Origin of the sequence: Variovorax defluvii (assembly GCF_039541515.1) — a bacterium.
Lineage (GTDB): Bacteria > Pseudomonadota > Gammaproteobacteria > Burkholderiales > Burkholderiaceae_C > Variovorax > Variovorax defluvii.
The window spans coordinates 190,449-215,377 of record NZ_BAABGJ010000076.1 but is presented as its reverse complement, the minus strand read 5'-3'; the positions used below and the strand labels follow the sequence as shown (position 1 = coordinate 215,377).

Here is a 24,929-nt window from a genome sequence, read left to right as displayed (position 1 = left end):
AGGCCTCAGCTCAAGGCGACTCCCAGGCCCTCGTGCCCAGAACACTGTCGAAGCTCGCCGGCACAGGCTTGCCGGCCTTGCTCGCTTTCTCGCGCGCAATCTGGTGGTTCGACTCGGCGGGGATGAAGCGGCAGCGCTTGCCTTCCCTGCGAGCTGCCATCAGCTCGTCCCGGGCGATCGCGCCGCCGCCGATGGCCACCATCTCGTCGCTGACGGCAACCATCGCTGCCGAAGTCGGGCTGAGCATCCCGTCGGGGCCGGCGCCGCCCCACGTTGCGTCGTCGATCACGTCGATGCGCTCGACTTCGGGTGCCCACGCCGCGCCACTGTTCAACGCCTGCGAGGACACGATGCCCATGGTGGGAAATCCTCGCGACCGCGCCAGCCGGTACACGGCGCCGATGCCGTCGGTCGTGGCGCCGATGTTCACTGTGGTGCGCGCCGGGTCATGCCTCGCGAGCACCGCGGCGGCTTCGGCCAGCATCGCCGCCAGGTTCTGATAGCCGGCGCCCGAGTAGCCGAGGAAGGTCAGGACATGTCGGCCAGGCGGGCGCAGTGACGCCGGCGCCGTTCCGCGCTGGACGCGAATGACGCGAGGATCACGGCCCGTCGCCGTGGCGGCTGCGGCTCCACGGTGGTGGGTCGCGAGGAGGGAGGATCCGCAGGAGAGCAGCAAGGCGCGTCGGTCGAACATGGGCGTTCTGGAGGGTGGGTCGCGGAGCGGCTGCAGCTCATCGGGTCTCTCCGCCTCGCACAGCGTCGGACCAGGCCTGACCACCCATTTCAATGTTTCAGTGGACTAGTATGTGCCCTTGCGCACCGTGCGGTGCAAGTTTCCATTCGGCGCACGGGTCTTCGATCGGCACCCACGCAAGGAATCCCATGTCCCTCTGCTTCGTCCTGATGCCCTTCGGCCGAAAGCCGACCACCGGTGGCGCGATCATCGATTTCGACGCCGTATGGCAGCAGCTGATCAAGCCGGCCGTCGTCGCCGCGGGCCTGGAGCCCATTCGTGCGGACGAAGAGCTGGCCGGCGGGATCATCCACAAGCCGATGTTCGAGCGCCTGGTGCTGTGCGAGTACGCCGTCGCGGACCTCACCACCGCGAACGCGAACGTGTTCTACGAGCTGGGGGTTCGGCACGGCGTCAAACCCCGCAGCACCCTCTGCATCTTTGCGGAGAACGCGGGCGCCTTGCCCTTCGACGTCGCCTTGCTTCGAGGACTTCCGTACCGCCTCGGGCCCGACGGCAAGCCTTCCGCCGTTGCCTCGGATCTCGAAGCGATCACCCGACGTCTCAGAGACGCCGTGGACGACGCGAAGATCGACAGTCCCTTGTACCAGCTGGTCGAAGACTACCCGAACGTGCAGCACGAGAAGACGGACGTGTTCCGCAAGGAGGTCCAGTACTCCAGGGAAATGAAAGAGGCGCTGCAGGCCGCACGTGCCCAAGGGGCGGACGCGGTGCGCGAGTTGGAGAAGAAGCTCCTGGCGAAGTACCAGCGCCTGGATCTTGTCGATGGCGGCATCGTCATCGACCTGATGCTCTCCTATCGCGCGGTGAAAGAGTGGGACGGCATGATCCAGCTCGTCGCGCGCATGTCGAAGCCCCTGGCGCAGACTGCCATGGTGCGCGAGCAGCTCGCGTTCGCCTTGAACCGTGCGGGCCGGGGCGACGAGGGCGAGCGCGTTCTCCAGGCGCTGATCAAGGAAAAGGGACCATCTTCCGAAACCTGCGGATTGCTCGGCCGCGTGTACAAGGACCGCTGGAGTTCCGCCGAGAAAGCCGGGCAGGCCCTGCAGGCGAAAGGCTGGCTGAAGAAGGCCATCGACACCTACTTGCAAGGCTTCGAAGCCGACTGGCGCGACGCCTACCCGGGCGTGAACGCGGTGACGCTCATGGAGATCGCCGAGCCGCCCGACGAGCGCCGCAAGCGCCTGGCGGAAGTCGTGTCCTATGCGGTCGATCGCCGCGTGGCGGCAGGTCGGCCCGACTACTGGGACCATGCCACGCAGCTCGAGCTCGCGGTGCTGCGCAAGGACGAGACCGCCGCGATGGAAGCGCTGCTGCAGGCGCTGACCGCGGTCCGCGAAGCGTTCGAACCGGAGACGACGCTGAACAATCTGCGCCTCATCGCGCAGGCCCGCGACCGCCGCAACGAGCGCCTGCCGTGGACCGACGCCATCCACGCGGAGCTGGACCAGGCGCACCAGCGGCTCGTCACGGCGGCGTCGCGCAGATAGGGCTGCGCCGGGTGTCCAGCCCGGGGCCGGAATGTCCTTTCAGGCCTGCAGGTACAGGCCCACCAGCCCCAGCAGCACCAGGGCCGGGCCCAGCTTCTCCATGCGGCTGAGCTCTTCGCGCAGCAGCCGGCGCGAGACCAGGTAGCTGAAGAACACCTCCACCAGGCCCAGCGTGCGCACCTCGGCCGCCGTGTGCAGCGCGAAGGCGGTGAACCAGCCGATGGAGGCGAGCGCGCCGGTCAGCCCGGCCGCCAGCGAGACGCGCCAGGCCCGCGCGACCGCGCGCAGCGATTCCGGCGAGCGCAGCGCCAGCCAGCCGGCCAGCAGCAGCGACTGCGCCGCCTGGGCCCAGGCCACGCCCCATGCGCCGGCCAGCCAGGGCGACAAGTCGGGAAGCTGCAGGGCGGCGCCGCGGTAGCCGATCGCGGACAGCGCGAAGCAGGCGCCCGAGACCAGGCCGAACAGGGCCGCGCGTGCGTTCCAGCCGGCCTGGGCGGCGGTGGCGCCGCGCGGGACGGAGAGGAGGACCACGCCCAGGGTCGCGACCACCATCGCGGCGATCGCCACCCCGCCGGGCAGCTCGTGGAGGAACAGCACGCCGAACAGCACGACCTGCAGCACCTCCGTCTTCGAGAAGGCCACCCCCACGATGAAGTTGCGTTCCTTCATCGCCGCCAGCAGGCAGGCGGTGGCGGCGATCTGGCTGATCGCGCCGAGCAGCAGCCAGCCGAAGTAGGCCGCCCCGAAGCGGACCGCCGGTGCGGCTTCGCCGGGAAGGGCATGCAGCAGCGCCAGCCACAGCAGCGCGAAGGGCAGCCCATAGAGGAAGCGCACCAGGGTCGCGCCCAGCGTGCCGGTCTGTGCCGTCAGCGAGCGCTGTGCGGCATTGCGCAGCGTCTGCATGAGGGCAGCCCAGAGGACCAGGGGTATCCAGGCCCAGGCGGCGGAGGCGGCGGATGGCATCGGTGGAACGGAGGGAGCAAAGGGAGCAGGGACGACCGGTTATAGCGGCCCACCGGCGCCGCGCCGTTCGCCATTGGGCAAGGGCGCCCCGCCCAGGCGCGAGGGCCGAGCCCCCTGCATGGCATCCCGCGTCGTCATGGCAAGATGCCCTCCCTGCCCACTGTCCCAGCCCCGCATGCTCGTCAATTGCGTCGTCTACGAAAACGGCACCAAGCTGGCCGACATTCCCGTCACCCGGATCAACGAGTACGCCGCGCTGCCGGGCTGCTTCGTCTGGGTCGCGCTGCACGATCCGACGCCCCAGGAACTGGAGGAAGTCCGCCAGGAGTTCGACCTGCACCCCCTCGCGGTCGAGGATGCGCAGCACGGCCACCAGCGGCCCAAGGTGGAGGAATACGCGGACTCGCTGTTCGTCGTGATGCATCTGCTCGAAACCGGCTCCGACGGCAGGCTGGGCGCCCTGAGCGTGGGCGAGCTCGATGTCTTCGTCGGCCACAACTACGTGGTCTCGGTGCGCAACCGCAGCGAACACGGCTTCGTCGAGGTGCGCGAGCGTTGCGAGCGCGAACCCGCGCTGCTGAAGAACGGGCCGGGCTTCGTGCTCTACGCGCTGATGGATGCGGTGGTCGACCGCTACTTCCCGGTGATCGATGCCTTCGAGGTCGAGCTGGAGGCCATCGAGCAGCACATCTTCGACAAGGGCGCCGCGCGCGAGAACATCAAGCAGCTCTACGCGCTCAAGCAGCGCCTGACCCTGCTCAAGCACGCGGTGGCGCCGATGCTGGAAGGCACAGGCAAGTTGCACGGCGGGCGGGTGCCGCAGATCTGCGTGGGTTCGCAGGAGTACTTCCGCGACGTGGTGGACCACCTGGGCCGCATCAACAACACCATCGACGCCATCCGCGACACCATCGTGACGGCGATCCAGGTCAACCTCTCGATGGTCACCATCGAGGACAACGAGGTCACCAAGCGCTTCACCGCCTGGGCCGCCATCTTCGCGGTGTGCACGGCCTTCGCCGGCATCTGGGGCATGAACTTCGAGCACATGCCCGAGCTGAAATGGCGCTATGGCTATTACGCGGCGCTCACGCTGATCGTGAGCCTCTGCGGCTTCCTGTACTGGCGCTTCCGCCGCGCGGGCTGGGTGTAGCGGCGGCCGCGAACAGGCTGGCCAGGTCGTCCGGCGCCTGCCGCGCGGCGGCGCCGGCGAGCACGCGCTGCTCCAGGTCGTCGAGGTGGTTCAGGGCCACGGCCATCGCGCGTTCCAGCGAGGGGCCGGCGAGCGCTTCGATGATCTGCTCGTGCTCGCGCGGCGCGCAGCAGGCCGCCTCGGGCGTGTCAAAGAGGGCCTTGTAGAGCTCGGTGTTGCCCACCAGCCGCTGCAGGTAGAACAGCAGGTCCGCGCTCGCCGCCATCTGCGCCAGCAAGAGGTGGAACTCGCCCGCCAGGCGGATCGCGTCCGCGCGGCGCTCTTCCTTGAAGGCGCGCTGCTCGGCCTGGACGTGCCGGCGCAGGGCCGCCGCCTGCTCGCGCGTGAGCCGGCCGCACAGCGTGGCGATCAGGCCGGCCTCGACGATGCGGCGCGCGCGGTAGATGCCGCGCATGTCCTCGACGGAGGGGTCGGGCACGAAGGCGCCGCGGTTGTGCTCGAGTACCAGTTTCTTCTCTGCGCCGAGCCGGGCCAGCACCTTGCGGATGGCGCCGCGCGTGCAGCCCAGCGCCTCGGCCAGGGCGCGCTCGCGCAGCGGCGTGCCCGGCCGCAGTCGGCCGCTCAGCAAGGCCTGCGAGACGGCGGCGTAGACGCGCTCGTCGACGCTGGCCTCGGTCGCATCGGAGGAGGATGCATCCGATGGGGCGACGGTGCGGGTGGGGCGGGCGGCAGGCATGGGCGAAAGGGGGGTGAGCGGTTCGAATGGTACCTGCGCCCTTGACCTTCAGGCCGGCGTGGTCGCGCATTGACCAGGGTTTTGTCGATGATTACCATGATGCATGGTTAACCAAAATATGTGACATGGTTGACCATCCAGAGCCCGACGAATCGACCGCATGCCCGCCACCCCCTCCCTGCTCATCCGCCGTATCCGCCCCCTGGGCGCTTCGCCCGTCGACCTGCTGGTGCAGGAGGGCCGCATCGCCGCCCTCGGCCCCGCGCTGGATGCGCCGCCGGGCTGCGCGGTGGAGGAGGGCGGCGGCGCCCTGCTGCTGCCCGGGCTGGTCGAGGGCCACACGCACCTGGACAAGACGATGTGGGGCCTGGACTGGTACCGCAACGAGGTCGGCCCGCGGCTCATCGACCGGATCGAGAACGAGCGCGCCTTCCGCAAGGTCAGCGGCCACGACGCGGCGATCCAGTCCTTGCGGCTGGCACGCGCCTTCCTGGCAGAGGGCACGTCGCGCCTGCGCACCCACGTGGACGTCGACACCGAGGCCGGCCTGCGCCACCTGGAGGGCGTGCTGCGCACGCGCGAGGCGATGCGGCCGGTGCAGCAGATCCAGATCGTGGCCTTCCCGCAATCGGGCCTGCTCGGCCGCCCCGGCACGGCCGAGCTGCTGGGCCAGGCGCTGGAGGCCGGTGCCGACGTGCTGGGCGGGCTGGACCCCTGCGCCATCGACGGCGACCCGGTGCGCTCGCTCGACGTCCTCTTCGGCATCGCGCAGCGCCACGGGCGGCCGCTCGACATCCACCTGCATGAGCCGGGCGCGATGGGCGCGTTCTCGCTGGGCCTGATCCTCGACCGCACCGCCGCGCTCGGCTTTCAGGGGCGGGTGGCGATCAGCCACGGCTTTTGCCTGGGCGACCTGCCCGAGGCCGAGCGCGAGGCGCTGCTGGCACGCATGGCCGCGCTGCGCGTGGTGCTGATCACCAGCGCGCCGGCCGCGCGCAGCGTGCCGCCGCTGCTGGAATGCCGGCGCGCCGGCGTGACGGTGCTGGGCGGCAACGACGGCATCCGCGACACCTGGACGCCTTACGGCAGCCCCGACATGCTGGAGCGCGCGATGCTGATCGGCCTGCGCTACAACCTGCGGCGCGACGACGAACTGGCGATCGCGCTCGACTGCATCACGGCCGCCGGCGCGGATGGCCTGGGCTTCGAGGACTACGGGCTGGCGCCCGGTCGCCGCGCGGACCTGGTGCTGGTACAGGCCCGCACCGTCGCCGAGGCGGTGGTGGCACGCCCGGTGCGGCAACTCGTGGTGGCCGCCGGGCGGATCGTCGCGCGCGACGGTGCCTTGCTGCCGGGGCCGTGGGCGGCATGAGCACCGCGGCCGAAGGTACGCCGGTGAACGGCCAGGCCTCGACGCGGCGCGGGCTCGCCGCCGTGGGGCTGGCGCTGGTGATCGTGCTGATCGCCATCAACCTGCGCGCCTTCCTGACCGCCAGCAGCCCGCTCCTGGGCGAGATCCGCGGCGCCACCGGCCTGGGCTTCCAGGGCGCCGCGCTGCTCACGGTGCTGCCGATGTTCGCGATGGGGCCGTTGTCGCTGGCCGGCGTGGCGCTGGCGCAGCGCATCGGCGAGCGCGCCGCGATGGGCCTGGGCCTGGCCGCCATCGCGCTGGCCTGCGCGAGCCGCTGGCTGGCCGGCTCGCCCGCGGCCCTGATGGGCAGCGCCGCGCTGGCCGGCCTGGGCGCGGGCCTGGTGCAGGCGCTGATGCCGGCGATCATCAAGCGCGCCTACCCGGTGGGGATGGGCGTGGTCATGGGTCTTTACTCGAGCGCCTTGATGGGCGGCGGCGGGCTGGGTGCCATGGGCGGCCCCTGGATCGCCCGATGGGCGGGCGATTGGCATGCGGGGCTGGCCTTCTGGGCCCTGCCTGCGGTGCTGGCGCTGGCGGCCTGGGCGCTGGCCGGGCGCGCGGCGCTGCTGCCCGTGGCCGCGCCGGTGGGCACGGCGTCCGGGGAGCGGGGCTGGCTGCAGTGCTTTTCGAACCGGCGGGCCTGGCTGCTTGCGCTTTATTTCGGGCTGCTCAACGGCGGCTACACCAGCTTGGTCGCGTGGCTGCCGCCGGCCTTCGCGCAGCAGGGCTGGAGCCCGCAGGCCGCGGGCGCATTGCTGGCCCTGATGACCGCGGCCCAGGTGGTGGCCGCGTTCGCGGTGCCGGCGCTGGCGCGCGGCCGGCGCGAACTGCGGCCCTGGCTGGCCGCGATGCTGCTGGTCCAGCTCGCGGGTTTCGCCGGCCTGATGCTGAAGCTCTCGCCCGCACCGCCGGTGGTCGCGCTGCTGGGCTTCGGCCTGGGCGGGGGCTTCTCGTTGGCGATGGTGCTGGCGCTGGACCACCTGCCCGACCCGTCCCAGGCCGGCACGCTGGCCGCCTTCATGCAGTGCTTCGGCTTCATGATCGCGGCACTGGCCCCCTTCGTGACCGGCGGGGTGCGGGCGGCGACCGGCAGTTTCGACGGCGCCTGGGGCTGGCTCGCCGTCGTCGTGGTGCTGTTGCTGGCGTTGACCTGGCGCTTCGATCCGCGCCGCCATGCGCGGGCCACGCGCGGGCTGTTCGGCACGCGCCAGGGGCTGCCGCTGCCTGCCGCGGTCGTGTCGCGCTGAGGCGCCGGGCGCCGGATGCCGCGCGGCTTCAGGTGCCGAGCAGGCCGAGCACCCGGTCGAACAGGCGCTGGCCGCGCGAAGCAAAGGCTTCCAGCAGGCTGAAGTGGTCGGCGCCATCCTCCTCGTGCAGCACGGCGGGGTTGCCGGCGCCGGTCCAGGCGCGGTGGAAGTCGCGGGCCTGCGCCAGGAAGGCCGGCGTCTCGGCCGCGCCTACCGCGACCAGCGCGGGCGCCACGGCGGCGCGCACCCGGTGCAGCGGCGAGCAGGCCCGTGCGCCGTCCGCATCCAGTTGCAGCTTCTCGTTGAGCGTGGTCGACACCAGGGGCACCAGGTCGTAGATGCCGCTGAGCGCCGCGACGCCCGCGACGGGCGGCTCGGCGGGCGAGCGCCGCAGGGCCAGTTCGGCCGCGATATGGGCGCCGGCCGAATGGCCGGCGAGCAGCAGCGGCAGGCCGTCGCCGGCCTCTGCGCGGATCGCCGGGACGCAGGCGCTCGCCGCGTCGACCAGCGCGGCGACCGAGACCTCCGGGCACAGGGGATAGTTCACCAGAGCGACATGCAGCCCGGCCTCGGCGTAAGCCGGTGCGATGAAGCGGAAGAGCGACTTGTCACGTGACTGCCAGTAACCGGCGTGGAAGTAGGCCATGATGCCGCGCGGCCGCCCGTGCGCGGGAAAGAGGTCGAAACGCTGTCGCTGGGCCGGGCCGTAGCGCAGGTCGAGGCGGCAGGGGCTGGTAGCGGCGGCCGCATCGCTGCGGGCCTGGAAATCGGCGAGCAGGGCCGGGAAGCTGGGGCGTGCCTGCCCTTGCACGTACTGGTATTGCGGGTCGTCCATGGTCGACGGCATTCTTCCAGAATGCACCGGCGGCGTGGGGAGGGATGGGAGTAGACCCTCTCCTACAGGGTCCGGCGCCGTTCGATGCCCATACTGCCGCAGCTTTTGCGCATGGAGCGAACATTCAATTGAAAGTCAAAGCCTCACCTGGCGCCCGCAGCTGGATCGTCGCCGGCGTGCGGCACGAGCTGCTCACGCGTGCCCTGCCGGCGCTGCGGCACGACATGGTCGCGCCGCTTTCTGTCGTCCGCATGGGCCTGATGCTGCTCAAGCACCGCTCGGCCGCCGAGAAGGTCGACGAAGCTGCCTGGGAGCGCCAGATCGCTTCGATCTCCGAGCAGATCGATGCCCTGGCCGACGGCGTCCGGTCCTTGCGCGACTGGGAACTGGCCGTCAGCGACGACGGCACGACCCGCAGCGCCCTGGTGGCGCGCTGCGCCTCGCTCATGCGGGCCGCCTTCGAGCTCAACGGCATCCGCCTGCAGGTGGATGAGGCACTGTCCCCCGGCGCCGCGGACGAAGCACGCCTGCCGGAAGGCGCCTCGCTGCGCTACCTGGTGCTCGGTGCGTTGGGTTATCTGCACGACAGCACGGAGGACCTGAGCGCCCTTCACATCGCGGCCGACGGCCCGGAGGGGCTGCGCTTCACGGCGACCCGCGGCGGGAAGGAGCCGCTGTCCAACGACCCGGTGCCGCCCATGGCCGGTGCGTTGCGCGCGCCGCGCAAGCTGGCGATCGACGCGATCGCGCTGCAGGCGCTGGCCGACGGCCTGGGCTACACGGTGGTGATCGAGGGCGACACGGTCCACCTGTCGCTGCGCCAACCGGCCTGAAGAAGGGGAGCCGGCCGGCTTGGCCGGTGAGGCATTTGGTTGTCTTGCGCTGCAGCAAATGCTGACGTAACTTCGTGTTACCTGTATTTGCAACACTTCCCCAGCATCCATGATCACCAAACGTCGCTTGCTCCAGAGCCTGGCCGTGTCCTTGTGTGCCCCGGCCGCGTGGGCCCAGCAGACCTCCTCGCCCCCTGCCCGCCTCGGGCGTGCAAGCGCAGCCGCCGCAACCGGTGCCTGGCCGACCCAGCCGCTGCGCATCCTGGTGGGCTTCCCGGCCGGCGCCTCGCCCGACCTCGCGGCGCGTGCCATCGCCGAGCCGCTGTCGAAGCTGCTGGGGCAGCCCGTGGTGGTGGAGAACAAGCCGGGCGCCAGCGGCAACCTGGCGGCCGACCAGGTGGCGAAGGCGCAGGATGGCCACACCATCGGAGCACTGATCAACGGCAACCTGACCATCGCCAAGCTGCTCAACCCGGCCACGCCCTTCGATCCGGAGAAGGACTTCGCACCAGTCGGACTGATCGGCACCGCGCCGCTGGTGCTGGCGGCCTCCGGCGACGCTGCCGGCAACACGCCGGCCGAGCTGCTGCTGTGGGCGCGCAACCTGGGCGAGAAGGGGAAGTACGGCTCGCCGGGCGTCGGCACCGTCGGCCACCTGGGCATGGAGCTGTTGCGGGCGCGCACGAGCATCGCACCGCAGCACGTGCCCTTCACCGGCAACCCGCAGGTCATCGCCGCCATGCTGGCCGGCCAGATCCAGCTGGCGCTGCTGCCGCCCGGGCTGGCCAGGCCGCACGTCGTCTCGGGCAAGCTCAAGGCCATCGGCGTGACCTCGCCGCAGCGCAGCCCCCTGTTCCAGGAGCTGCCCACGCTGCGCGAGGCCGACGTGCGCGGCTTCGACCTTGAGATCTGGACCGCCCTGGCGGCGCCGGCCAGCCTGCCCAGGCCGGCCATCGCCCGGCTCAACGCGGCGCTCGGCGAGGTCGTGGCTTCGCCGGAGGTCCAGGCCCAGCTGCTCAAGGCCGGCTGGCAGGGCGAGGCCGGCACGCCGCAGTCGCTGGCCTACCGCATGCGCAGCGACACGGCGCAGCTGGGCGGCGTGATCATGATGCGGGGGATCCGATCGGAGGCCTGATTCAGGCGGCGGCCCTCGGGCCGGTGTACCAGCGGGTGGCGATCAGTTCCGGCTCCTCGTGGGCCTGCAGGCGCGTCCAGTGGCGGTCGGCATCCTCGACGAACAGGTCGCGGGCGATCGCCTGGGCCAGCCGCGTGGCGCCGATGGCCAGGCCGGGAATGTCGCCGGCCAGCGCGCCGTGGCTCATGGTGGCACCCCAGTTGAACAGGCGCATGCGCCCCAGCGCTTCGGCTTCGCCCATGGGGCCGTCGCCGCGGCTGCGCAGCTCGAAGCCCGGGCCCAGGTAGGGAAAGCGCGCCGGCTCGGGGTGGCGCCGGGCCTCGTCGGGCGACACGTGGCGGGCCCAGGTGTCGACGCGCGCGGTGTAGGGGGCGATCTCGGGCCGGTCCAGCAGGTCGACGTCGAAGCCGGTGCCGAAGATCACGGCATCGAAGCGCTCCGTGCCGCCGTCGGGCAGGGTCACGGTCACGCCCTCGGCGTCGGGCGCCACGTCCAGCCAGGGCGTGCCCAGGCGCAGGGTGAAGGCGTCGTGTGCGTCGCAGCGGCGCACGCTCTCCCAGGGCGGCGGCACCTGCTCGTCGAAGATGTAGGTGTAGACGCGCCACTTGCGCGCATCGTCCAGTCCCTCGAAGCCGCGCAGGAAGCCGTGGCTGGAGGCCGCCTTGCTTTTGTTCACCTGCGGCAGGTGCGTCCGGCGTGCGAAGAGCTGCACCTGCGCCGCGCCGGCTTCGAGCGCGCTGCCGGCGTTGTCGAAGGCCGAGGCGCCGGCGCCCAGCACGCCGATGCGGCGCCCGGCCAGGCCCGGGAAGTCGATCGCATCGGCCGAGTGGAAGACCCTGCCCGCCGCATGCGGATCGCCGCGGCGCAGGGAGGGAAATTCAGGCCAGCGCGCGGCACCGCTGCCGTCACGGCCCAGGGCCAGTACCAGCTGGCGCGCTCGCACGGTCTCGCGACGGCCGCCGGGGCCTTGCAGTTCCAGGGCCAGCAGCCGGCCGTTCTCGAGGTGGGACACCGAGTGCAGCGCGACGCCGTTCGCCACCGGCAGGCCGGCCGTATCGCGCACCCACAGCAGGTAGTCGCGCCAGTCGATGCGGCCGATCTTGTGCAATGCCTGCCAGCCCTCGGCGCCGTGCTGTGCCTCGTACCAGGCACGGAAGGACAGCGAGGGCACACCCAGCTCCGGGCCGCCGACCTGCTTGGGGCTGCGCAGGGTCAGCATGCGCGCGTAGGTGCCCCACGGGCCTTCCTCGCCGCGCGCGGCGCGGTCGATCACGCGGATGTTCGTCACGCCCTCGCGTCGCAGCGCGAAGGCCGCGGTCTGGCCGCACATGCCGGCGCCGGCCACCAGCACGTCGAGCACGGGTGCCTCGCCGGTGGCCGAGGTGTCGGGCAGCATCCAGGCCGCAGGCGGGACGTTGATGCGTTCGAGATCGGCGCGCGCCTGCGCGGCGAGCGCTTCCAGGGCGGCGGTATCGCGCGGGCTGGTGGTGAACTGCGGGGGCACCAGCGGCAGCGCGGCAGGGAAGGAGGGAGCGGACATGGGGCTGAAGATAATCCAATCGATGATCGCCCTCGATTGCTACTACAGCCTCTCCTCGCCCTGGGCCTACCTCGGCGGCCCGCAACTGCAGGACATCGTGCGCCGCCACCACGTGCGGCTCGCGCTCAAGCCCTACGACTTCCAGGCCGTGGTGCCGCAGACCGGCGGCATTCCGCTCAAGACCCGTCCCGAGGCGCGCCGCAGCTACCACGCCCTCGAGCTCGCGCGCTGGCGCGACTACCTCGGCATGCCGCTGGTGCTGGAGCCGGCGCACTATCCCAAGGGCCCGCCCTCCGACCCGGACTGGAACAAGTACGCCGGCTGGATGGTGATCGCGGCGCAGTTGCAGGGCCTGGATGCGCAGCCGCTGTCGCACGCGCTGCTGCGCGCCCTGTGGGTGGAGGAGCGCGACACCTCCGATGCGAAGGTGCGCATCGCGGTGGCCGACGAGAACGGCTACGACGGCGCCGCCCTGCAGGCGCTGGAGCGCGCCCCGGAAACCCAGGCCACCTACCGCGCCAACGGCGAGGAGGCGGTCGCGCTGGGCGTGTTCGGCTCGCCCACCTTCGTGCTGGAGGGCGAGCGTTTCTGGGGCCAGGACCGGCTGGGCTTCCTGGATCGGGCGCTGGATCGGCTGCGAGGCAGATAATCCTGCGATGCGAATCCGCTTCACCAAGATGCAGGGAGCCGGCAACGACTTCGTCGTGCTGGACGAGACCCGCAGCCCGCTGGGCCTGAGCCCGGGGCAGTACCGCTTCCTGGCCGACCGCCATTTCGGCGTCGGTGCCGACCAGATCCTCAGCGTGCGGCCCTCGCCGGCCGCAGGCATCGACTTCCAGTACGTCATTCACAATGCCGACGGCGGCGAAGTCGAGCAATGCGGCAACGGCGCGCGCTGCTTCATGCGCTTCGTGCGCGAGCACGGCCTGACCGACAAGGAGTCGGTGCGCGTGCAGACCCTCGCCGGCGTGATCGAGCCGGCGATGGGCGCCGACGGCCGCGTCACGGTCGACATGGGGGCACCCATCTTCGAGCCGCAGCGCGTGCCCTTCGACACCGCGGGCCTCGACCCGGAGCACGACAACGACTGGCACACCTGGCACCTCACCCTCGGCACGCACGCCGAAAGCGCGAAGGTGTCGGTCGCCGTGCTGTCCATGGGCAACCCGCACGCGGTGCAGATCGTGCCCGACGTCGACACCGCGCCGGTGGCGAAGCAGGGCCCGGCCATCGAGCACCATCCGCGCTTTCCGCAGCGCGTCAACGCCGGCTTCATGCAGATCGTCGACCGCACCCACGTCCGCCTGCGCGTCTTCGAGCGCGGCGCCGGCGAGACCCTGGCTTGCGGCACCGGCGCCTGTGCCGCGGTGGTGGCGGGCATCCGGCTCGGCCGTCTCGATCGCCGCGTCGACGTGCAGACCCGCGGCGGCCTGCTCACCATCGAATGGGCCGGCGGCGACGCCCCCGTGCGCATGACCGGCCCCGCCGTCACCGTGTTCGAAGGCGACATCGAGGTACCGGACGCCGCATGAATTCCATCCATCAAGCCGCCATGAATCCCATCACAGAAGACGACATCGCCAACTACCTCGCGAACACGCCCGACTTCTTCGAACGCCACGCCCAGCTGCTGTCGCAGGTGCAGCTCACCAGCCCGCACGGCACGCGCGCCGTCAGCCTGCAGGAGCGCCAGGCCGGGATGCTGCGCGACAAGATCAAGGCCCTGGAGCACCGGGTGATGGACATGGTGCGCCACGGCACGGAGAACGAGGTCACGGCCGACCGCCTGCAGCGCTGGACGCGCGGACTGCTGACCACGCGCGATGCGCGCGCACTCCCCATTCGCATCGCCAGCGACCTGGAAACGCTGTTCCTGGTGCCGCAAGTGGCGATCAAGGTCTGGGATTGCGACGCGGCCTACGCGAACGAGGCTTATGCCCAGAACGCGAGCGAGGACATGAAGGCGCTGGCCACTTCACTGACGGCGCCTTATTGCGGCGTCAATTCCGGCTTCGACGTGGCCGGCTGGCTGGCGGAGCCGCAGGCCGCGGTGTCGATCGCGCTGATCCCGCTGCGACCCGAGCCCGAGGCGCCGGCTTTCGGGCTGCTCGTGCTGGCCTCGCCGGATCCCCAGCGCTTCCATGCCGACATGGGCATCGACTTCCTGGAGCGCATCGCCGAGCTGGCCTCGGCCGCGCTGTCGCGCCTGCGTTCTTGACCGCCCGGCTGCGGCGCGCGTTGCCGGCTGCACTGGCCGTGCTGGCCCTGTTGCTGCTGGCTTATCTCGTGATCCACGCCCTGGTCTGGCGCGAGGCGCGGGAACGGCTCGCGCACCCGCCGGCTTGGCCCGCCGACGTGGCGCTGGTGCTCGGCAACCGGGCCTACCGCGACGGTCGCCCCAACCCCTGCCTGACGGGCCGCGTCGATGCTGCCATCGCGCTGGCCCGCGCCGGCCTGGTGCGGCAACTGCTCTTCTCCGGCGGCGCGGACCGGGAGGACGGGCGCATCGAGGCCGAGGTGATGCGCCAGCACGCGCAGGACGCCGGCTACGCGGGCGACATGCTGCTGGAGTCGGTGTCGCAGTCCACGCGCGAGAACCTCTGGCTGTCGCGCCCGCTGCTGGAGGCGGCCGGCGCCGGGCGCGTGATCGTCGTCACCGAGCCCTACCACCTGTGGCGGGTGCGCCGCCTGGTGCAGGCGTCCGGCTTCGACCGCCGCTTCGAGGTGCAGTACGCGGCCGCGCCCACCGCTTGCTGGCAGCGTTGGGGGATGGCTTTCCGAGGCGCGTTGCGGGAGCCGCTGGCCATCGTGAACAATGCGGCGAATGGCTACCTCCACTGAATCCCCGCTCATCGAGAAATACCTCGAGCACGTGCGGGTCGAGCGCCGGCTTGCGGCGCGCACCGTGGAGCTCTATGCGATCCACCTCTCGACGCTGGCGGAGAAGGCCCACGCGGGGGGGCTGGCACTGGACCGCGTCCAGACCGCGCACGTGCGCCGCTGGATGGCACAGCTGCACAGCGCGGGGCGCGAATCGCGCGGCATCGCGCTGGTGCTCTCGTGCTGGCGCAGCTTCTACCGCTGGCTGGGCCACGAGGGGCTGGTCGGTTCGAACCCGGTGCAGGACGTGCACGCCCCCAAGGCCGGGCGGCCGTTGCCCAAGGCGCTGGCGGTGGACCAGGCGGTGCAGCTGGCCGATTGGCACGACGAGCAGGCCGACCCCTGGACCGAGGCGCGCGACCGTGCCATCGTCGAACTGCTCTACGGCTGCGGTCTGCGCGTCGGCGAGCTGACGGGGCTGGACCTGCGCGCCAGCGGCAACGCGCGCGGCTGGGTCGACCTCGACGCGAAGGAGGCCAGCGTGCTCGGCAAGGGCAGCAAGCGCCGCATCGTGCCGGTCGGCACGAAGGCCGCCGAAGCGCTGGCCGCCTGGATCGCCGTGCGCGACCAATGCCCCGCGCTGCCGGCCGCGCTGCTGCGCGACCCGTCCGCGGCCGCTGCGCTCTTCATCGGGCGTAGCGGCACGCGCCTGTCGGCCCAGTCCGTCTGGCGCCAGTTGCGCGGCCGCGGCCTGAAGGCAGGCCTGGACGCCCCGGTGCATCCGCACATGCTGCGCCATTCCTTCGCCAGCCACGTGCTGCAGTCGAGCAGCGACCTGCGCGCGGTGCAGGAACTGCTGGGCCACGCCAACATCTCGACCACGCAGATCTATACCCGGCTGGACTTCCAGCACCTGGCCCAGGCCTACGACGCCGCGCACCCGCGCGCCCGGGCCCGCGAGGAGCGTCCGGCCTCGATTCCGAAGAAAGAGAAATGAAAGTCTTGCGCCTGCGGCCCGGCAAGGAGCGCTCCCTCCTGCGCCGCCACCCCTGGGTCTTCGATTCCGCCATCGCCAAGGGCGGCGGCGATGCCGGCGAGACCGTGCGCATCGAGGCCGAGGACGGCCGCTTCCTTGCCTGGGCGGCTTTCAGCCCGCATTCCAAGATCCGCGCGCGGGCCTGGAGCTTCGACGAGAAGCAGCGCATCGACGCGAGCTTCTTCACGTCGCGGGTGGCCGCGGCGGTCGCGGCACGGCAGCTCTTCGAGCTGCAGAGCGACGGCGTGCGCCTGGTCCACGGCGAGGCCGACGGGCTGCCGGGCCTGATCGTCGACCGCTACGGCGACACCCTGGTGGCCCAGTTCCTGTCGGCCGGTGCCGAGCGCTGGAAGGGCGTGCTGGCCGATGCGCTGCTCGCGGCCACCGGGCTCGCGAAGCTGTACGAGCGTTCGGACGCCAGCGGCCGCGAGCGCGAAGGCCTGCCGCCGGTGACCGGATGGCTGCGCGGCAGCGGGCCGACCGAGCTGAGCATCCGCGAGCACGACTGGCAGCTCACGCTGGACATCGCGAGCGGCCACAAGACCGGCTTCTATCTCGACCAGCGTGACAGTCGCCGGCGTTTTGCCGAGCTGGCGCGGCACCGGCGCTTTCGGCGCGTGCTCAATTGCTTCTGCTACACCGGCGGCTTCACCGTCGCGGCCCTGGCGGGCCTGAAGGCGGCCGGTGCGCTGGAAGGGGCGCAGCTGCTGTCCATCGATTCGTCCCTGCCGGCCCTGGAGCGCGCGCGGGCCCACGTGGCGCTGAACGGCTTCCCCGGCGCGGCCACCGAATTCCTGGATGCCGACGTCAACGCCTCCCTGCGCCGCTTCCTCGACGAGGGGCGTCGCTTCGACGCGATCGTGCTCGATCCGCCCAAGTTCGCACCCACCGTGGCCCACGCCGAGCGCGCGGCCCGTGCCTACAAGGACTTGAACCGGCTGGCGCTCAAGCTGCTCGATCCCGGCGGCGTGCTGCTGACCTTCTCGTGCTCCGGGGGCATCGGTGCCGACCTGTTTCACAAGATCGTGGCTTCGGCCGGCATCGACGCGGGGGTGGACGGCTACATCTGCGAGCGCCTGGGCGCGGCGCCGGACCATCCCATGACCATCGAATTCCCCGAGGGCGAGTACCTGAAAGGGCTGGTGGTGGTGCGCAAGTAGCGGCCCGCGCGCCTTTGCCCTTTCCGGAGCGGGGCCGGGGACGCGTGGCTAAACTTTCGGCCTTTTCCGCTTTCCCTCATTCCCGGAGCATCCATGGCCCTCATTCCCGCCACCATCCTCACCGGCTTTCTCGGCTCCGGCAAGACCACGCTGCTCAAGCGCATCCTGACCGAGGCGCACGGGCAGAAGATCGCCGTCATCGAAAACGAATTCGGCGAGGAGAACATCGACAACGACATCCTGGTCACCGAGTCCAAGGAGCAGATCGTGCAGATGAGCAATGGCTGCATCTGCTGCACCATCCGCGAAGACCTGCGCGAGGCGCTGCAACTGCTGGCGGCCAAGAAGCGCAAGGGCCTGCTGGATTTCGACCGCGTGGTGATCGAAACGACCGGCCTGGCCGACCCGGGCCCGGTCGCCCAGACCTTCTTCATGGACGACGAGATCGCCGAGAGCTACCTGCTCGATTCCATCCTCACCCTGGTGGACGCCAAGCACGCGCCGCAGCAGCTCAACGACCGGCAGGAGGCGCGCCGCCAGGTCGGCTTTGCCGATCAGATCTTCATCAGCAAGACCGACCTGGTCGCCAAGGAAGAAACCGAGGCGCTGATCCACCGCCTCAAGCACATGAACCCGCGCGCGCCGCAGCAGGCGGTGCATTTCGGCGACGTGCCGCTCAAGGATGTGTTCGACCTGCGCGGCTTCAACCTGAACGCCAAGCTGGACATCGACCCGGACTTCCTGAAGGAAGACGAGCATGACCATGACCACGAACATGGCGAGCACTGCGACCACCCCTCGCACGCCCACGAGGGCCATGGCCACCACCATCACCACGACGACGACGTCAAGAGCTTCGTCTTCCGCGCCGACCGGCCCTTCGACCCGGCGCGGCTGGAGGACTTCCTGGGCGCCATCGTCAACATCTACGGCCCACGCATGCTGCGCTACAAGGGCGTGCTGCACATGCAGGGCACCGAGCGCAAGGTGATTTTCCAGGGCGTGCACCAGCTCATGGGCAGCGACCTCGGGCCGGCCTGGGGGGCGGAGGAAAAGCGCAACAGCCGCATGGTGTTCATCGGCATCGACCTGCCCCGGGAAATCCTGGAGCAGGGGCTGGAGCAGTGCCTGGTCTAGGAAAGTCCGGTAGCGACAGCCGGAATCCGAAGACTGCGGCGGCCTGCGGGCCGCCGCAGTCTTTTTATCTATACAATCGCGCGCCTGTTCCGGAGGCCATAGATCTTCTTCCCCGGGCCTTGTGTGACTTTCAGCATGGAGTCGCGCACGTTTCCGGCCCGCTTTCGGGGGTATAACCCCTTGGTTCGCCATCGGCGGGCGCCTTGACAGGCGGGGATCCAGGCAGCTGCCGGGCAGCGTGGTTCTCCCGGGGTCGAACCCCAAGAAAAGCGTGTACCAGTTCGTCGAAGGAGCCAGTCACCGTGAAGAAACCCATCGCCCCGGCACAGCCCGTTTCCAGACCTGCCGTCAAGAAGACGGCCGTGGCGAAGCAGGCCGTGCCCGCGCAGAAGGTTTCCGCACCCCAGTCCCCGAAGCCTGCCGCGTCGTCGAAGTCGGCCGCGGGCACGTCCTCAACCAAGGCGGCCGACTCCCACGCCGCCGCTCCCGTTTCATCGACACCCGTTAAAAAGGCGGCAGCCGCCGCCGCGGCGACACCTGCTATGACTACTCCGACCCACCCCACCAGCTCCCCGTCCTCCGCCGAGGCCGCACCCACCCGCAGCGCGCGCCCGTCGTCTCGGTTGTCGCAAGTGACGGTGCCGTCCATGCCGCAATCGGTGGCGTCCACGGCCGCGAAATCCAGTTTCGTGCAGGTGTCCAGCAACGCGCTGGTGCCGCCGCCGCCCCTGGCGATCAAGAAAGATCCCAAGCTGGCCAACAACTGGAAGACCAAGGCGCCGGAGGAACTGACCGACGCCGAGGTGATCGCGATGCCGGACTCGGAATACATGAACGACAAGCAGATGGCCTATTTCCGCCTGAAGCTTCTGGCGCTGAAGCGGGGCATTCTGGACAATGCCGGCGAGACCACCGAGCACCTGCGCGAGGACACCGTGGTGGTGCCCGATCCCGCCGACCGCGCCACCATCGAGGAAGAGCATGCTCTCGAACTGCGCACGCGCGACCGCGAGCGCAAACTGCTCAAGAAGATCGAGCAGTCGATCCAGCGCATCGATGCCGGCGACTACGGCTACTGCGACGAGACCGGCGAGCCCATCGGCGTCGGCCGCCTGCTGGCACGTCCGACCGCCACCCTCTCGCTCGAGGCGCAGCAGCGCCGCGAGCTCAAGCAGAAGATGTTCGGGGATTGAATGTTCTCCCCCAGGCTCCCCCACTTCGTGTGGTCCGCCAACCCCCTCGCCGGGGGCGCACCCGGCGGCCCGGCAATGCCGGTTCCACGGGTGCTCCCGAACGGCCCTGCTTCGCGGCCGCGTGCTGCGTAGCGCAGTGGAGAACTGAGAAGCGGAGCGGTTGCGAATGGCCAAGGAAGACACGGGGCGGCTGCTGTCGAAGGTGGCGAAGTTCGTTCGCAATCCGCTCAAGGATTGGTCCGAGCTCGACGCCGATGAGTCGTCGTCGATGGACAACGGCTACAGCCGGGAGATGCTCAAGGAGATGATCGAGCGGCGGCAGCGCAACGACTTCGTGCGCCGCCGCGAGTTCGATATGCTGCGCAAGCTGCGCCAGCGCGAGGCCGCCGGCGGGCGCGATGCGGCCGGCACCCCGTCCTCCTTCAACGTCAGCAGCACCACCGGCAAGACCGAAGGCCGGGCCCTCACGCTCAAGAAGATCGCCGAGATCGAAGAGCAGATGTCTCAGCAGTGGTGGAAGAACCGCTCGCCGGCCGCCGACCATGCCGCCGACGGCAAGGCCAGCACCAGTGGTGGCATGGCGGCCCAGCACGCGCGCGCCTATGCCGACACGGTGCCCGGCGTGCCGCCACCACCGGGCGTCGTGCTGCCGGCGGTGGCGGGCGGGGGCGCGGCAGTGCCGGGCGGCGCCGGGACTTCCTCTGTCTCGGACGGCTCCATCGAGGAGGCCGCAATCCGCTTTGCCCATGGTGACGACGCCGGTGCCGAGGCCATCCTGCTGCAGGCGCTGGCGCCCGAGGCACCCGGTGCCGACCATGACGACACCTGGCGGGCCCTGCTCGATCTCTATCGCGCCGTCGGCGACGCGGTGAAGTTCTCCGCTGCCGCGACCCGCTATGCGCAGCGCATGAAGCGTGCCGCGCCCGAATGGATCTCCCTGCCCGATCTGGCGCAACGCGCGCGGGCCGAGGCGGCCGCGAGCAGTGCGCCCACGCCGGCGCCGGCGAGCGGGGCCGACTGGGCCTGTCCCCCGATCCTCAACCGCGAAGGGCTGCTCGGGCTGACGCGTGCGCTGTCCGCGGCCGGCCCGGTCTGGAAGATGGACTGGAACGCCCTCGACGCCATCGAGCCCGATGCCGCCGCGCCGCTGCGCGCGCTGTTCAACCATTGGGCCGACTCGGCGGTGCAGCTTCGTTTCGCCGGCAGCGACCGCCTGCTGATCGCGCTGACCGAGGCCACCCCGGTCAACGAACGCCGGGTCGATGCCATCTGGTGGCAATTGCACATGGCGGCGCTGCGGGTCATGCACCGGCCCGATGAATTCGAACTCCTGGCGCTCAACTACTGCATCACGTACGAGGTGTCTCCCCCGCCCTGGGAGGATCCCAAGGGCGATTTCGGCGAGCTGGATCCACCGGCGTCCTCCGGCTTCCGGGTGTCGTCGCGCGGCGAACTGCCCACGGCCGCGCCGGCCGCTGCCGTGCCGGGCCGGAGCCTGCTGGCCGGGGAACTGGCAGGCGAATCGCTGGGCACCTGGGAGAAGCTCGACGCCGAGCTGGCCCGTTCGCAGGGCGCGGCCATCTCCTGCGCGGCGCTGGTGCGCATCGATTTCACGGCAGCCGGCACGCTGCTGAACTGGGTGACGGAACGCGATGCGCGGGGCCAGCGCGTGGGCTTCGCCGATGCCCATCGCCTGATCGCCGCCTTCTTCGGCGTGATCGGGATCGCGGACCACGCCGAGGTCGCCATTCGACCGAACTGAGGCCTACGAACGAGCGGGAGCGATCCCGCTTCGTACCTCGCTTCCTTTGTCCGCAGCCATGTCAGCGTATCGGGCATCTCGCCCGGTGCGTGCGTTCCGGGTCTGGACTTCGTCAGCCAGGGCCCGGTCCTGACGCGCTATTCTTTTCTTGCCCGCTTGCATTCGTCCGGGGCATCGCCATATTGCTTCGATGGAACAATTTCACGGAACCACGATCATCAGCGTGCGCCGCAAGACCCCGAACGGCGACCAGGTCGCGATCGGTGGCGACGGCCAGGTCACTCTGGGCAACATCGTCATCAAGGGCAGCGCGCGCAAGGTGCGCCGGCTTTACCAGGGCAAGGTGCTGGCGGGCTTTGCCGGCGCCACCGCCGATGCCTTCACCCTGTTCGAGCGTTTCGAGGGCAAGCTCGAGAAGCACCAGGGCCACCTGGCACGCGCCGCCATCGAGCTGACCAAGGACTGGCGCACCGACCGCGTGCTGCGCCGCCTGGAGGCCATGCTGGCCGTTGCCGACGCCCACAGCTCGCTGATCATCACCGGCAACGGCGACGTGCTGGAGCCCGAGAACGGCATCATCGCCATCGGTTCCGGCGGCGCCTATGCGCAGGCCGCCGCCAAGGCCCTGGTCGACCACACCGACCTCAGCGCCGCCGACGTCGTCAAGCGCTCGCTCGAAATCGCCGGCGAACTCTGCATCTACACCAACATGCACCACACCATCGAAAGCCTGTGAGCCCCGCCATGTCCATGACCCCACAGGAAATCGTCTCCGAACTCGACAACCACATCGTCGGCCAGCCCGACGCCAAGCGCGCGGTGGCGATCGCGCTTCGCAACCGCTGGCGCCGGCAGCAGGTCGACGAGAAGCTGCGCGCCGAGATCACGCCCAAGAACATCCTGATGATCGGCCCCACCGGCGTGGGCAAGACCGAGATCGCACGCCGCCTGGCCCGCCTGGCCGATGCGCCCTTCATCAAGGTCGAGGCCACCAAGTTCACCGAGGTCGGCTACGTGGGCAAGGACGTGGATTCCATCATCCGCGACCTGGCCGAGGTGGCCGTCAAGCAGACGCGCGAAAGCGAAAGCGCCAAGGTCCGCATGCGGGCGGAGGACGGCGCCGAAGAGCGCATCCTCGACGTGCTGCTGCCGCCGGCGCGCACCGTCGACGGCTCTGCCGCGGCCGATGCCGGCAACGCCACCCGCCAAGCCTTCCGCAAGAAGCTGCGCGAGCACCAGCTCGACGACAAGGAAATCGAGATCGAGCTGGCCGAGGCGCGCGCGCCGCTGGAGATCATGGGCCCTGCCGGCATGGAGGACATGACCGAGCAGCTGCGCGGCATGTTCGGGCAGCTGACCCAGGGCCGGCGCAAGACCCGCAAGCTCAAGATCGGCGAAGCCATGCGCCTGCTGATCGACGAGGAAGCGGCCAAGCTCCTCAACGAGGACGAGATCCGCACCCAGGCCATCCACAACGCCGAGCAGAACGGCATCGTCTTCATCGACGAGATAGACAAAGTCGCCACGCGCAGCGAGGCGCAGGGCGCCGACGTGTCGCGCCAGGGCGTGCAGCGCGACCTGCTGCCGCTGGTCGAGGGCACGGCGGTGAGCACCAAGTACGGCGTGGTTCGCACCGACCACATCCTGTTCATCGCCAGCGGCGCCTTCCACCTGAGCAAGCCGAGTGACCTGATTCCCGAACTCCAGGGCCGTTTCCCGATCCGGGTCGAACTCGGCTCGCTGTCGGTGGCCGACTTCGAAAGCATCCTGACCCAGACCCGCGCCTCGCTGGTCAAGCAGTACCAGGCGCTGCTGGCGACCGAGGGTGTCGCGCTGGAGTTCACCTCCGACGGCATCACCCGCCTGGCCAGCATCGCCTTCGAGGTCAATGAGCGTACCGAGAACATCGGCGCCCGCCGGCTGTCCACCGTCATGGAACGCCTGCTGGACGAGGTCAGCTTCGACGCCGCCAAGCTCGAAGGCCAGAGCGTGCGCATCGACGCAGCCTATGTCGACGCGCGGCTTTCGGCACTAAGTCACGACGAAGACCTGTCCCGCTACATCCTCTGACCGGCACCCTCGTCGCCCCTTCGCACCTGTACGGCTCATGCAACACATTCACTGCATGAGCTAAGTGCTTTACCGGAAACGATATTCCGGTGTTTTTGATTGTTTGAAAACACCGCTAAGTCGTTGATTCCATTACAAAAAATAGCCGCGACACCCCGTTGCGAGGTAGGTGTTTCCTGCTACAGTGCAAAAAAGTGCAGTTAAGTGGGAAAAAGTGTCCGTTCGTGCCTCGCCGAGGCGCGCGGCGCCTCCCGACACAGGGGTTTCGTGGTCGTGTTTCAAGGGGCTTCTTCGCTCAGTCTCGATGCCAAGGGGCGGCTTTCCGTGCCGACCCGGCATCGTGACGTCCTGAGCGCGACGGCCGGCGGACAGCTCACGATCACCAAGCACCCGCACGGCTGTCTGATGGTGTTCCCGCGTCCTGAGTGGGAGAAATTCCGCGAACGCATCGCTCAACTGCCGATGTCGGCACAGTGGTGGAAGCGCGTCTTCCTGGGCAATGCAATGGACGTGGACATGGATGGCACCGGCCGTGTGCTGGTTTCGCCCGAGCTGCGTGCGGCCGCCGGCATCACGCGGGATGCGCTGTTGCTGGGCATGGGCAACCATTTCGAGCTCTGGGACAAGGCCACCTACGACGCCAAGGAGGCCGAGGCCACCCAGGGCGATATGCCCGATGTGTTCCAGGACTTCTCTTTCTGAGGCCCGCCGTGCAAGCGCAAGCACCCTGGAGCCACACGACGGTATTGTTGAGGGAGGCGGTCGACGCCCTCCTTCCCGAGCCGCTGCCCGCCACCGGCACCTGGGTGGACGCCACCTTCGGGAGGGGCGGACACTCCCGTGCCATCCTCGATCGCTTGCCTGGAGGCGGCCGGCTGATCGCGTTCGACAAGGACGCGGAAGCGGTGGCCGAAGCAGCGCGCATCCAGGATGCGCGTTTTTCCATCCGGCACCAGAGCTTTGCCCACCTGGGCGAACTGCCGCCGGCGAGCGTGGCCGGCGTGCTGATGGACCTCGGTGTGAGTTCCCCCCAGATCGACAACCCCGTCCGGGGCTTTTCCTTTCGTTTCGATGGCCCGCTCGACATGCGCATGGACACCACGCGCGGTCAGAGCGTGGCCCAGTGGCTGGCAACGGCCGACACACAGCAGATTGCGGAGGTGATTCGTGACTATGGCGAGGAACGGTTTGCTGTTCAGATTGCAAAGGCGATTGCTGCTCGCCGACAGGAACGGGGCCCAGTTTCAACCACCGCCGAGCTGGCCGAGCTCGTGGCTGGCGCGGTCAAAACCCGCGAGCCGGGCCAGAACCCTGCAACGCGCACATTTCAGGCTCTTCGGATTTTCATCAACGCCGAGCTTGAAGAGCTGCAACAGGCGCTAGAGGCGAGCCTTTCCGTGCTGCAACCCCAGGGCCGGCTCGCGGTGATCAGCTTCCATTCGCTGGAAGACCGCATCGTGAAGCAGTTCATCGCCGGGCATTCGCGCGAGGTCTACGACCGCCGCGCGCCCTTTGCCGCGCCGAAGGCGATGAAGCTGCGCGCCGTGGGGCGCATCAAGCCGAGCCAGGCCGAGGTCGATGCCAATCCCCGGGCCCGCAGCGCGATCCTGCGCGTGGCCGAACGCACCGGGGAGCGCTGACATGGTTCGCCGGC

General features: G+C 69.9%; 25 protein-coding genes. 19 read left to right on the top strand and 6 right to left on the bottom strand.

The features are described from left to right. Positions 1-10: 10 nt before the first annotated feature. Positions 11-694 carry a hypothetical protein gene (locus ABEA07_RS21385; RefSeq protein ID WP_345540368.1) on the bottom strand — a complete coding sequence of 228 codons (684 nt, stop codon included), beginning with the start codon at positions 692-694 and terminating at the stop codon, positions 11-13. A 188-nt stretch (positions 695-882) separates the two neighbouring features. Between ABEA07_RS21385 and ABEA07_RS21380 the strand changes: the two genes are divergently transcribed. Further along, positions 883-2,244, top strand: coding sequence for a TRAFs-binding domain-containing protein (locus ABEA07_RS21380; RefSeq protein ID WP_345540367.1), 1,362 nt, complete (start codon positions 883-885; stop codon positions 2,242-2,244). A gap of 39 nt (positions 2,245-2,283) precedes the next feature. Here the strand turns inward: ABEA07_RS21380 and ABEA07_RS21375 are convergent, their stop codons facing one another. Continuing rightward, positions 2,284-3,207 carry a DMT family transporter gene (locus ABEA07_RS21375; protein WP_345540366.1) on the bottom strand — a complete coding sequence of 308 codons (924 nt, stop codon included), beginning with the start codon at positions 3,205-3,207 and terminating at the stop codon, positions 2,284-2,286. Positions 3,208-3,382: 175 nt separating this feature from the next. On the opposite strand from ABEA07_RS21375, the gene corA reads away from it, so the two are divergent. After that, complete coding sequence (corA, locus tag ABEA07_RS21370; protein ID WP_345540365.1) at positions 3,383-4,360, top strand: magnesium/cobalt transporter CorA; 978 nt, start codon at positions 3,383-3,385, stop codon at positions 4,358-4,360. Here the strand turns inward: corA and ABEA07_RS21365 are convergent. Beyond that, positions 4,296-5,096, bottom strand: a complete 801-nt coding sequence (locus ABEA07_RS21365; protein WP_345540364.1) for a GntR family transcriptional regulator — start codon at positions 5,094-5,096, stop codon at positions 4,296-4,298. The genes corA and ABEA07_RS21365 overlap by 65 nt on opposite strands. A 160-nt stretch (positions 5,097-5,256) precedes the next feature. Between ABEA07_RS21365 and ABEA07_RS21360 the strand changes: the two genes are divergently transcribed. Beyond that, positions 5,257-6,468, top strand: a complete 1,212-nt coding sequence (locus tag ABEA07_RS21360) for an amidohydrolase family protein (protein WP_345540363.1) — start codon at positions 5,257-5,259, stop codon at positions 6,466-6,468. Then, positions 6,465-7,754 (top strand): cyanate transporter, encoded by a 1,290-nt coding sequence (locus tag ABEA07_RS21355; RefSeq protein ID WP_345540362.1) that lies wholly within the window; start codon positions 6,465-6,467, stop codon positions 7,752-7,754. The genes ABEA07_RS21360 and ABEA07_RS21355 overlap by 4 nt, the downstream gene beginning before the upstream one ends. A gap of 28 nt (positions 7,755-7,782) precedes the next feature. Here the strand turns inward: ABEA07_RS21355 and ABEA07_RS21350 are convergent, their stop codons facing one another. Beyond that, positions 7,783-8,589: an alpha/beta hydrolase gene (locus tag ABEA07_RS21350; protein WP_345540361.1), complete on the bottom strand. Its 807-nt coding sequence runs from the start codon at positions 8,587-8,589 to the stop codon at positions 7,783-7,785. A 128-nt stretch (positions 8,590-8,717) separates the two neighbouring features. Here ABEA07_RS21350 and ABEA07_RS21345 point away from each other — a divergent pair, with 128 nt between their 5' ends. After that, positions 8,718-9,422, top strand: coding sequence for a histidine kinase (locus ABEA07_RS21345; RefSeq protein ID WP_345540359.1), 705 nt, complete (start codon positions 8,718-8,720; stop codon positions 9,420-9,422). Positions 9,423-9,531: 109 nt separating this feature from the next. Further along, positions 9,532-10,557: a Bug family tripartite tricarboxylate transporter substrate binding protein gene (locus ABEA07_RS21340; RefSeq protein ID WP_345540357.1), complete on the top strand. Its 1,026-nt coding sequence runs from the start codon at positions 9,532-9,534 to the stop codon at positions 10,555-10,557. Between the two features lies 1 nt (position 10,558). On the opposite strand, the gene ABEA07_RS21335 is transcribed toward ABEA07_RS21340, so the two are convergent. Continuing rightward, positions 10,559-12,097, bottom strand: a complete 1,539-nt coding sequence (locus tag ABEA07_RS21335; protein ID WP_345540356.1) for an FAD/NAD(P)-binding protein — start codon at positions 12,095-12,097, stop codon at positions 10,559-10,561. Between ABEA07_RS21335 and ABEA07_RS21330 the strand changes: the two genes are divergently transcribed. The 7 genes from ABEA07_RS21330 (at position 12,096) to ABEA07_RS21300 (ending at position 18,250) form a co-directional block, all read left to right on the top strand. Continuing rightward, on the top strand, positions 12,096-12,746 hold the full coding sequence (locus ABEA07_RS21330) for a 2-hydroxychromene-2-carboxylate isomerase (protein ID WP_345540355.1): 651 nt from the start codon (positions 12,096-12,098) through the stop codon (positions 12,744-12,746). The two genes, ABEA07_RS21335 and ABEA07_RS21330, sit on opposite strands and share 2 nt — an antisense overlap. A 7-nt stretch (positions 12,747-12,753) precedes the next feature. Next, the gene (gene dapF, locus ABEA07_RS21325) at positions 12,754-13,629 is read left to right on the top strand and encodes a diaminopimelate epimerase (RefSeq protein ID WP_345540353.1); all 876 of its coding nucleotides are present in this window, start codon (positions 12,754-12,756) and stop codon (positions 13,627-13,629) included. 20 nt (positions 13,630-13,649) lie between these two features. Beyond that, positions 13,650-14,315, top strand: a complete 666-nt coding sequence (locus tag ABEA07_RS21320) for a DUF484 family protein (RefSeq protein WP_345540352.1) — start codon at positions 13,650-13,652, stop codon at positions 14,313-14,315. After that, positions 14,312-14,938, top strand: coding sequence for a YdcF family protein (locus ABEA07_RS21315; RefSeq protein WP_345540350.1), 627 nt, complete (start codon positions 14,312-14,314; stop codon positions 14,936-14,938). The genes ABEA07_RS21320 and ABEA07_RS21315 overlap by 4 nt, the downstream gene beginning before the upstream one ends. Further along, positions 14,922-15,914 carry a tyrosine recombinase XerC gene (locus ABEA07_RS21310; protein WP_345540349.1) on the top strand — a complete coding sequence of 331 codons (993 nt, stop codon included), beginning with the start codon at positions 14,922-14,924 and terminating at the stop codon, positions 15,912-15,914. Before ABEA07_RS21315 ends, ABEA07_RS21310 begins: the two co-directional genes overlap by 17 nt. After that, positions 15,911-17,113 (top strand): class I SAM-dependent rRNA methyltransferase, encoded by a 1,203-nt coding sequence (locus ABEA07_RS21305; RefSeq protein ID WP_345540348.1) that lies wholly within the window; start codon positions 15,911-15,913, stop codon positions 17,111-17,113. Before ABEA07_RS21310 ends, ABEA07_RS21305 begins: the two co-directional genes overlap by 4 nt. A 93-nt stretch (positions 17,114-17,206) precedes the next feature. Further along, positions 17,207-18,250: a CobW family GTP-binding protein gene (locus ABEA07_RS21300; protein WP_345540346.1), complete on the top strand. Its 1,044-nt coding sequence runs from the start codon at positions 17,207-17,209 to the stop codon at positions 18,248-18,250. A gap of 130 nt (positions 18,251-18,380) precedes the next feature. Here the strand turns inward: ABEA07_RS21300 and ABEA07_RS21295 are convergent, their stop codons facing one another. Next, the gene (locus ABEA07_RS21295) at positions 18,381-18,920 is read right to left on the bottom strand and encodes a hypothetical protein (protein ID WP_345540544.1); all 540 of its coding nucleotides are present in this window, start codon (positions 18,918-18,920) and stop codon (positions 18,381-18,383) included. Here ABEA07_RS21295 and dksA point away from each other — a divergent pair. The 6 genes from dksA to rsmH all read left to right on the top strand — a co-directional run bounded on the left by dksA (position 18,874) and on the right by rsmH (position 24,915). Further along, complete coding sequence (dksA, locus tag ABEA07_RS21290; protein ID WP_345540538.1) at positions 18,874-19,443, top strand: RNA polymerase-binding protein DksA; 570 nt, start codon at positions 18,874-18,876, stop codon at positions 19,441-19,443. The genes ABEA07_RS21295 and dksA overlap by 47 nt on opposite strands. Before the next feature lie 166 nt (positions 19,444-19,609). Next, positions 19,610-21,205: an STAS domain-containing protein gene (locus tag ABEA07_RS21285; protein ID WP_345540344.1), complete on the top strand. Its 1,596-nt coding sequence runs from the start codon at positions 19,610-19,612 to the stop codon at positions 21,203-21,205. A 190-nt stretch (positions 21,206-21,395) separates the two neighbouring features. Next, on the top strand, positions 21,396-21,941 hold the full coding sequence (hslV, locus tag ABEA07_RS21280) for an ATP-dependent protease subunit HslV (protein ID WP_345540343.1): 546 nt from the start codon (positions 21,396-21,398) through the stop codon (positions 21,939-21,941). 8 nt (positions 21,942-21,949) lie between these two features. Continuing rightward, entirely contained in the window at positions 21,950-23,275 is a 1,326-nt protein-coding gene (gene hslU / locus ABEA07_RS21275) for an ATP-dependent protease ATPase subunit HslU (RefSeq protein WP_345540341.1), read from the top strand. A gap of 273 nt (positions 23,276-23,548) precedes the next feature. Continuing rightward, positions 23,549-23,977: a division/cell wall cluster transcriptional repressor MraZ gene (gene mraZ, locus ABEA07_RS21270; RefSeq protein ID WP_345540537.1), complete on the top strand. Its 429-nt coding sequence runs from the start codon at positions 23,549-23,551 to the stop codon at positions 23,975-23,977. A gap of 8 nt (positions 23,978-23,985) precedes the next feature. Beyond that, positions 23,986-24,915 carry a 16S rRNA (cytosine(1402)-N(4))-methyltransferase RsmH gene (rsmH, locus tag ABEA07_RS21265; RefSeq protein ID WP_345540339.1) on the top strand — a complete coding sequence of 310 codons (930 nt, stop codon included), beginning with the start codon at positions 23,986-23,988 and terminating at the stop codon, positions 24,913-24,915. Positions 24,916-24,929 lie beyond the last annotated feature (14 nt).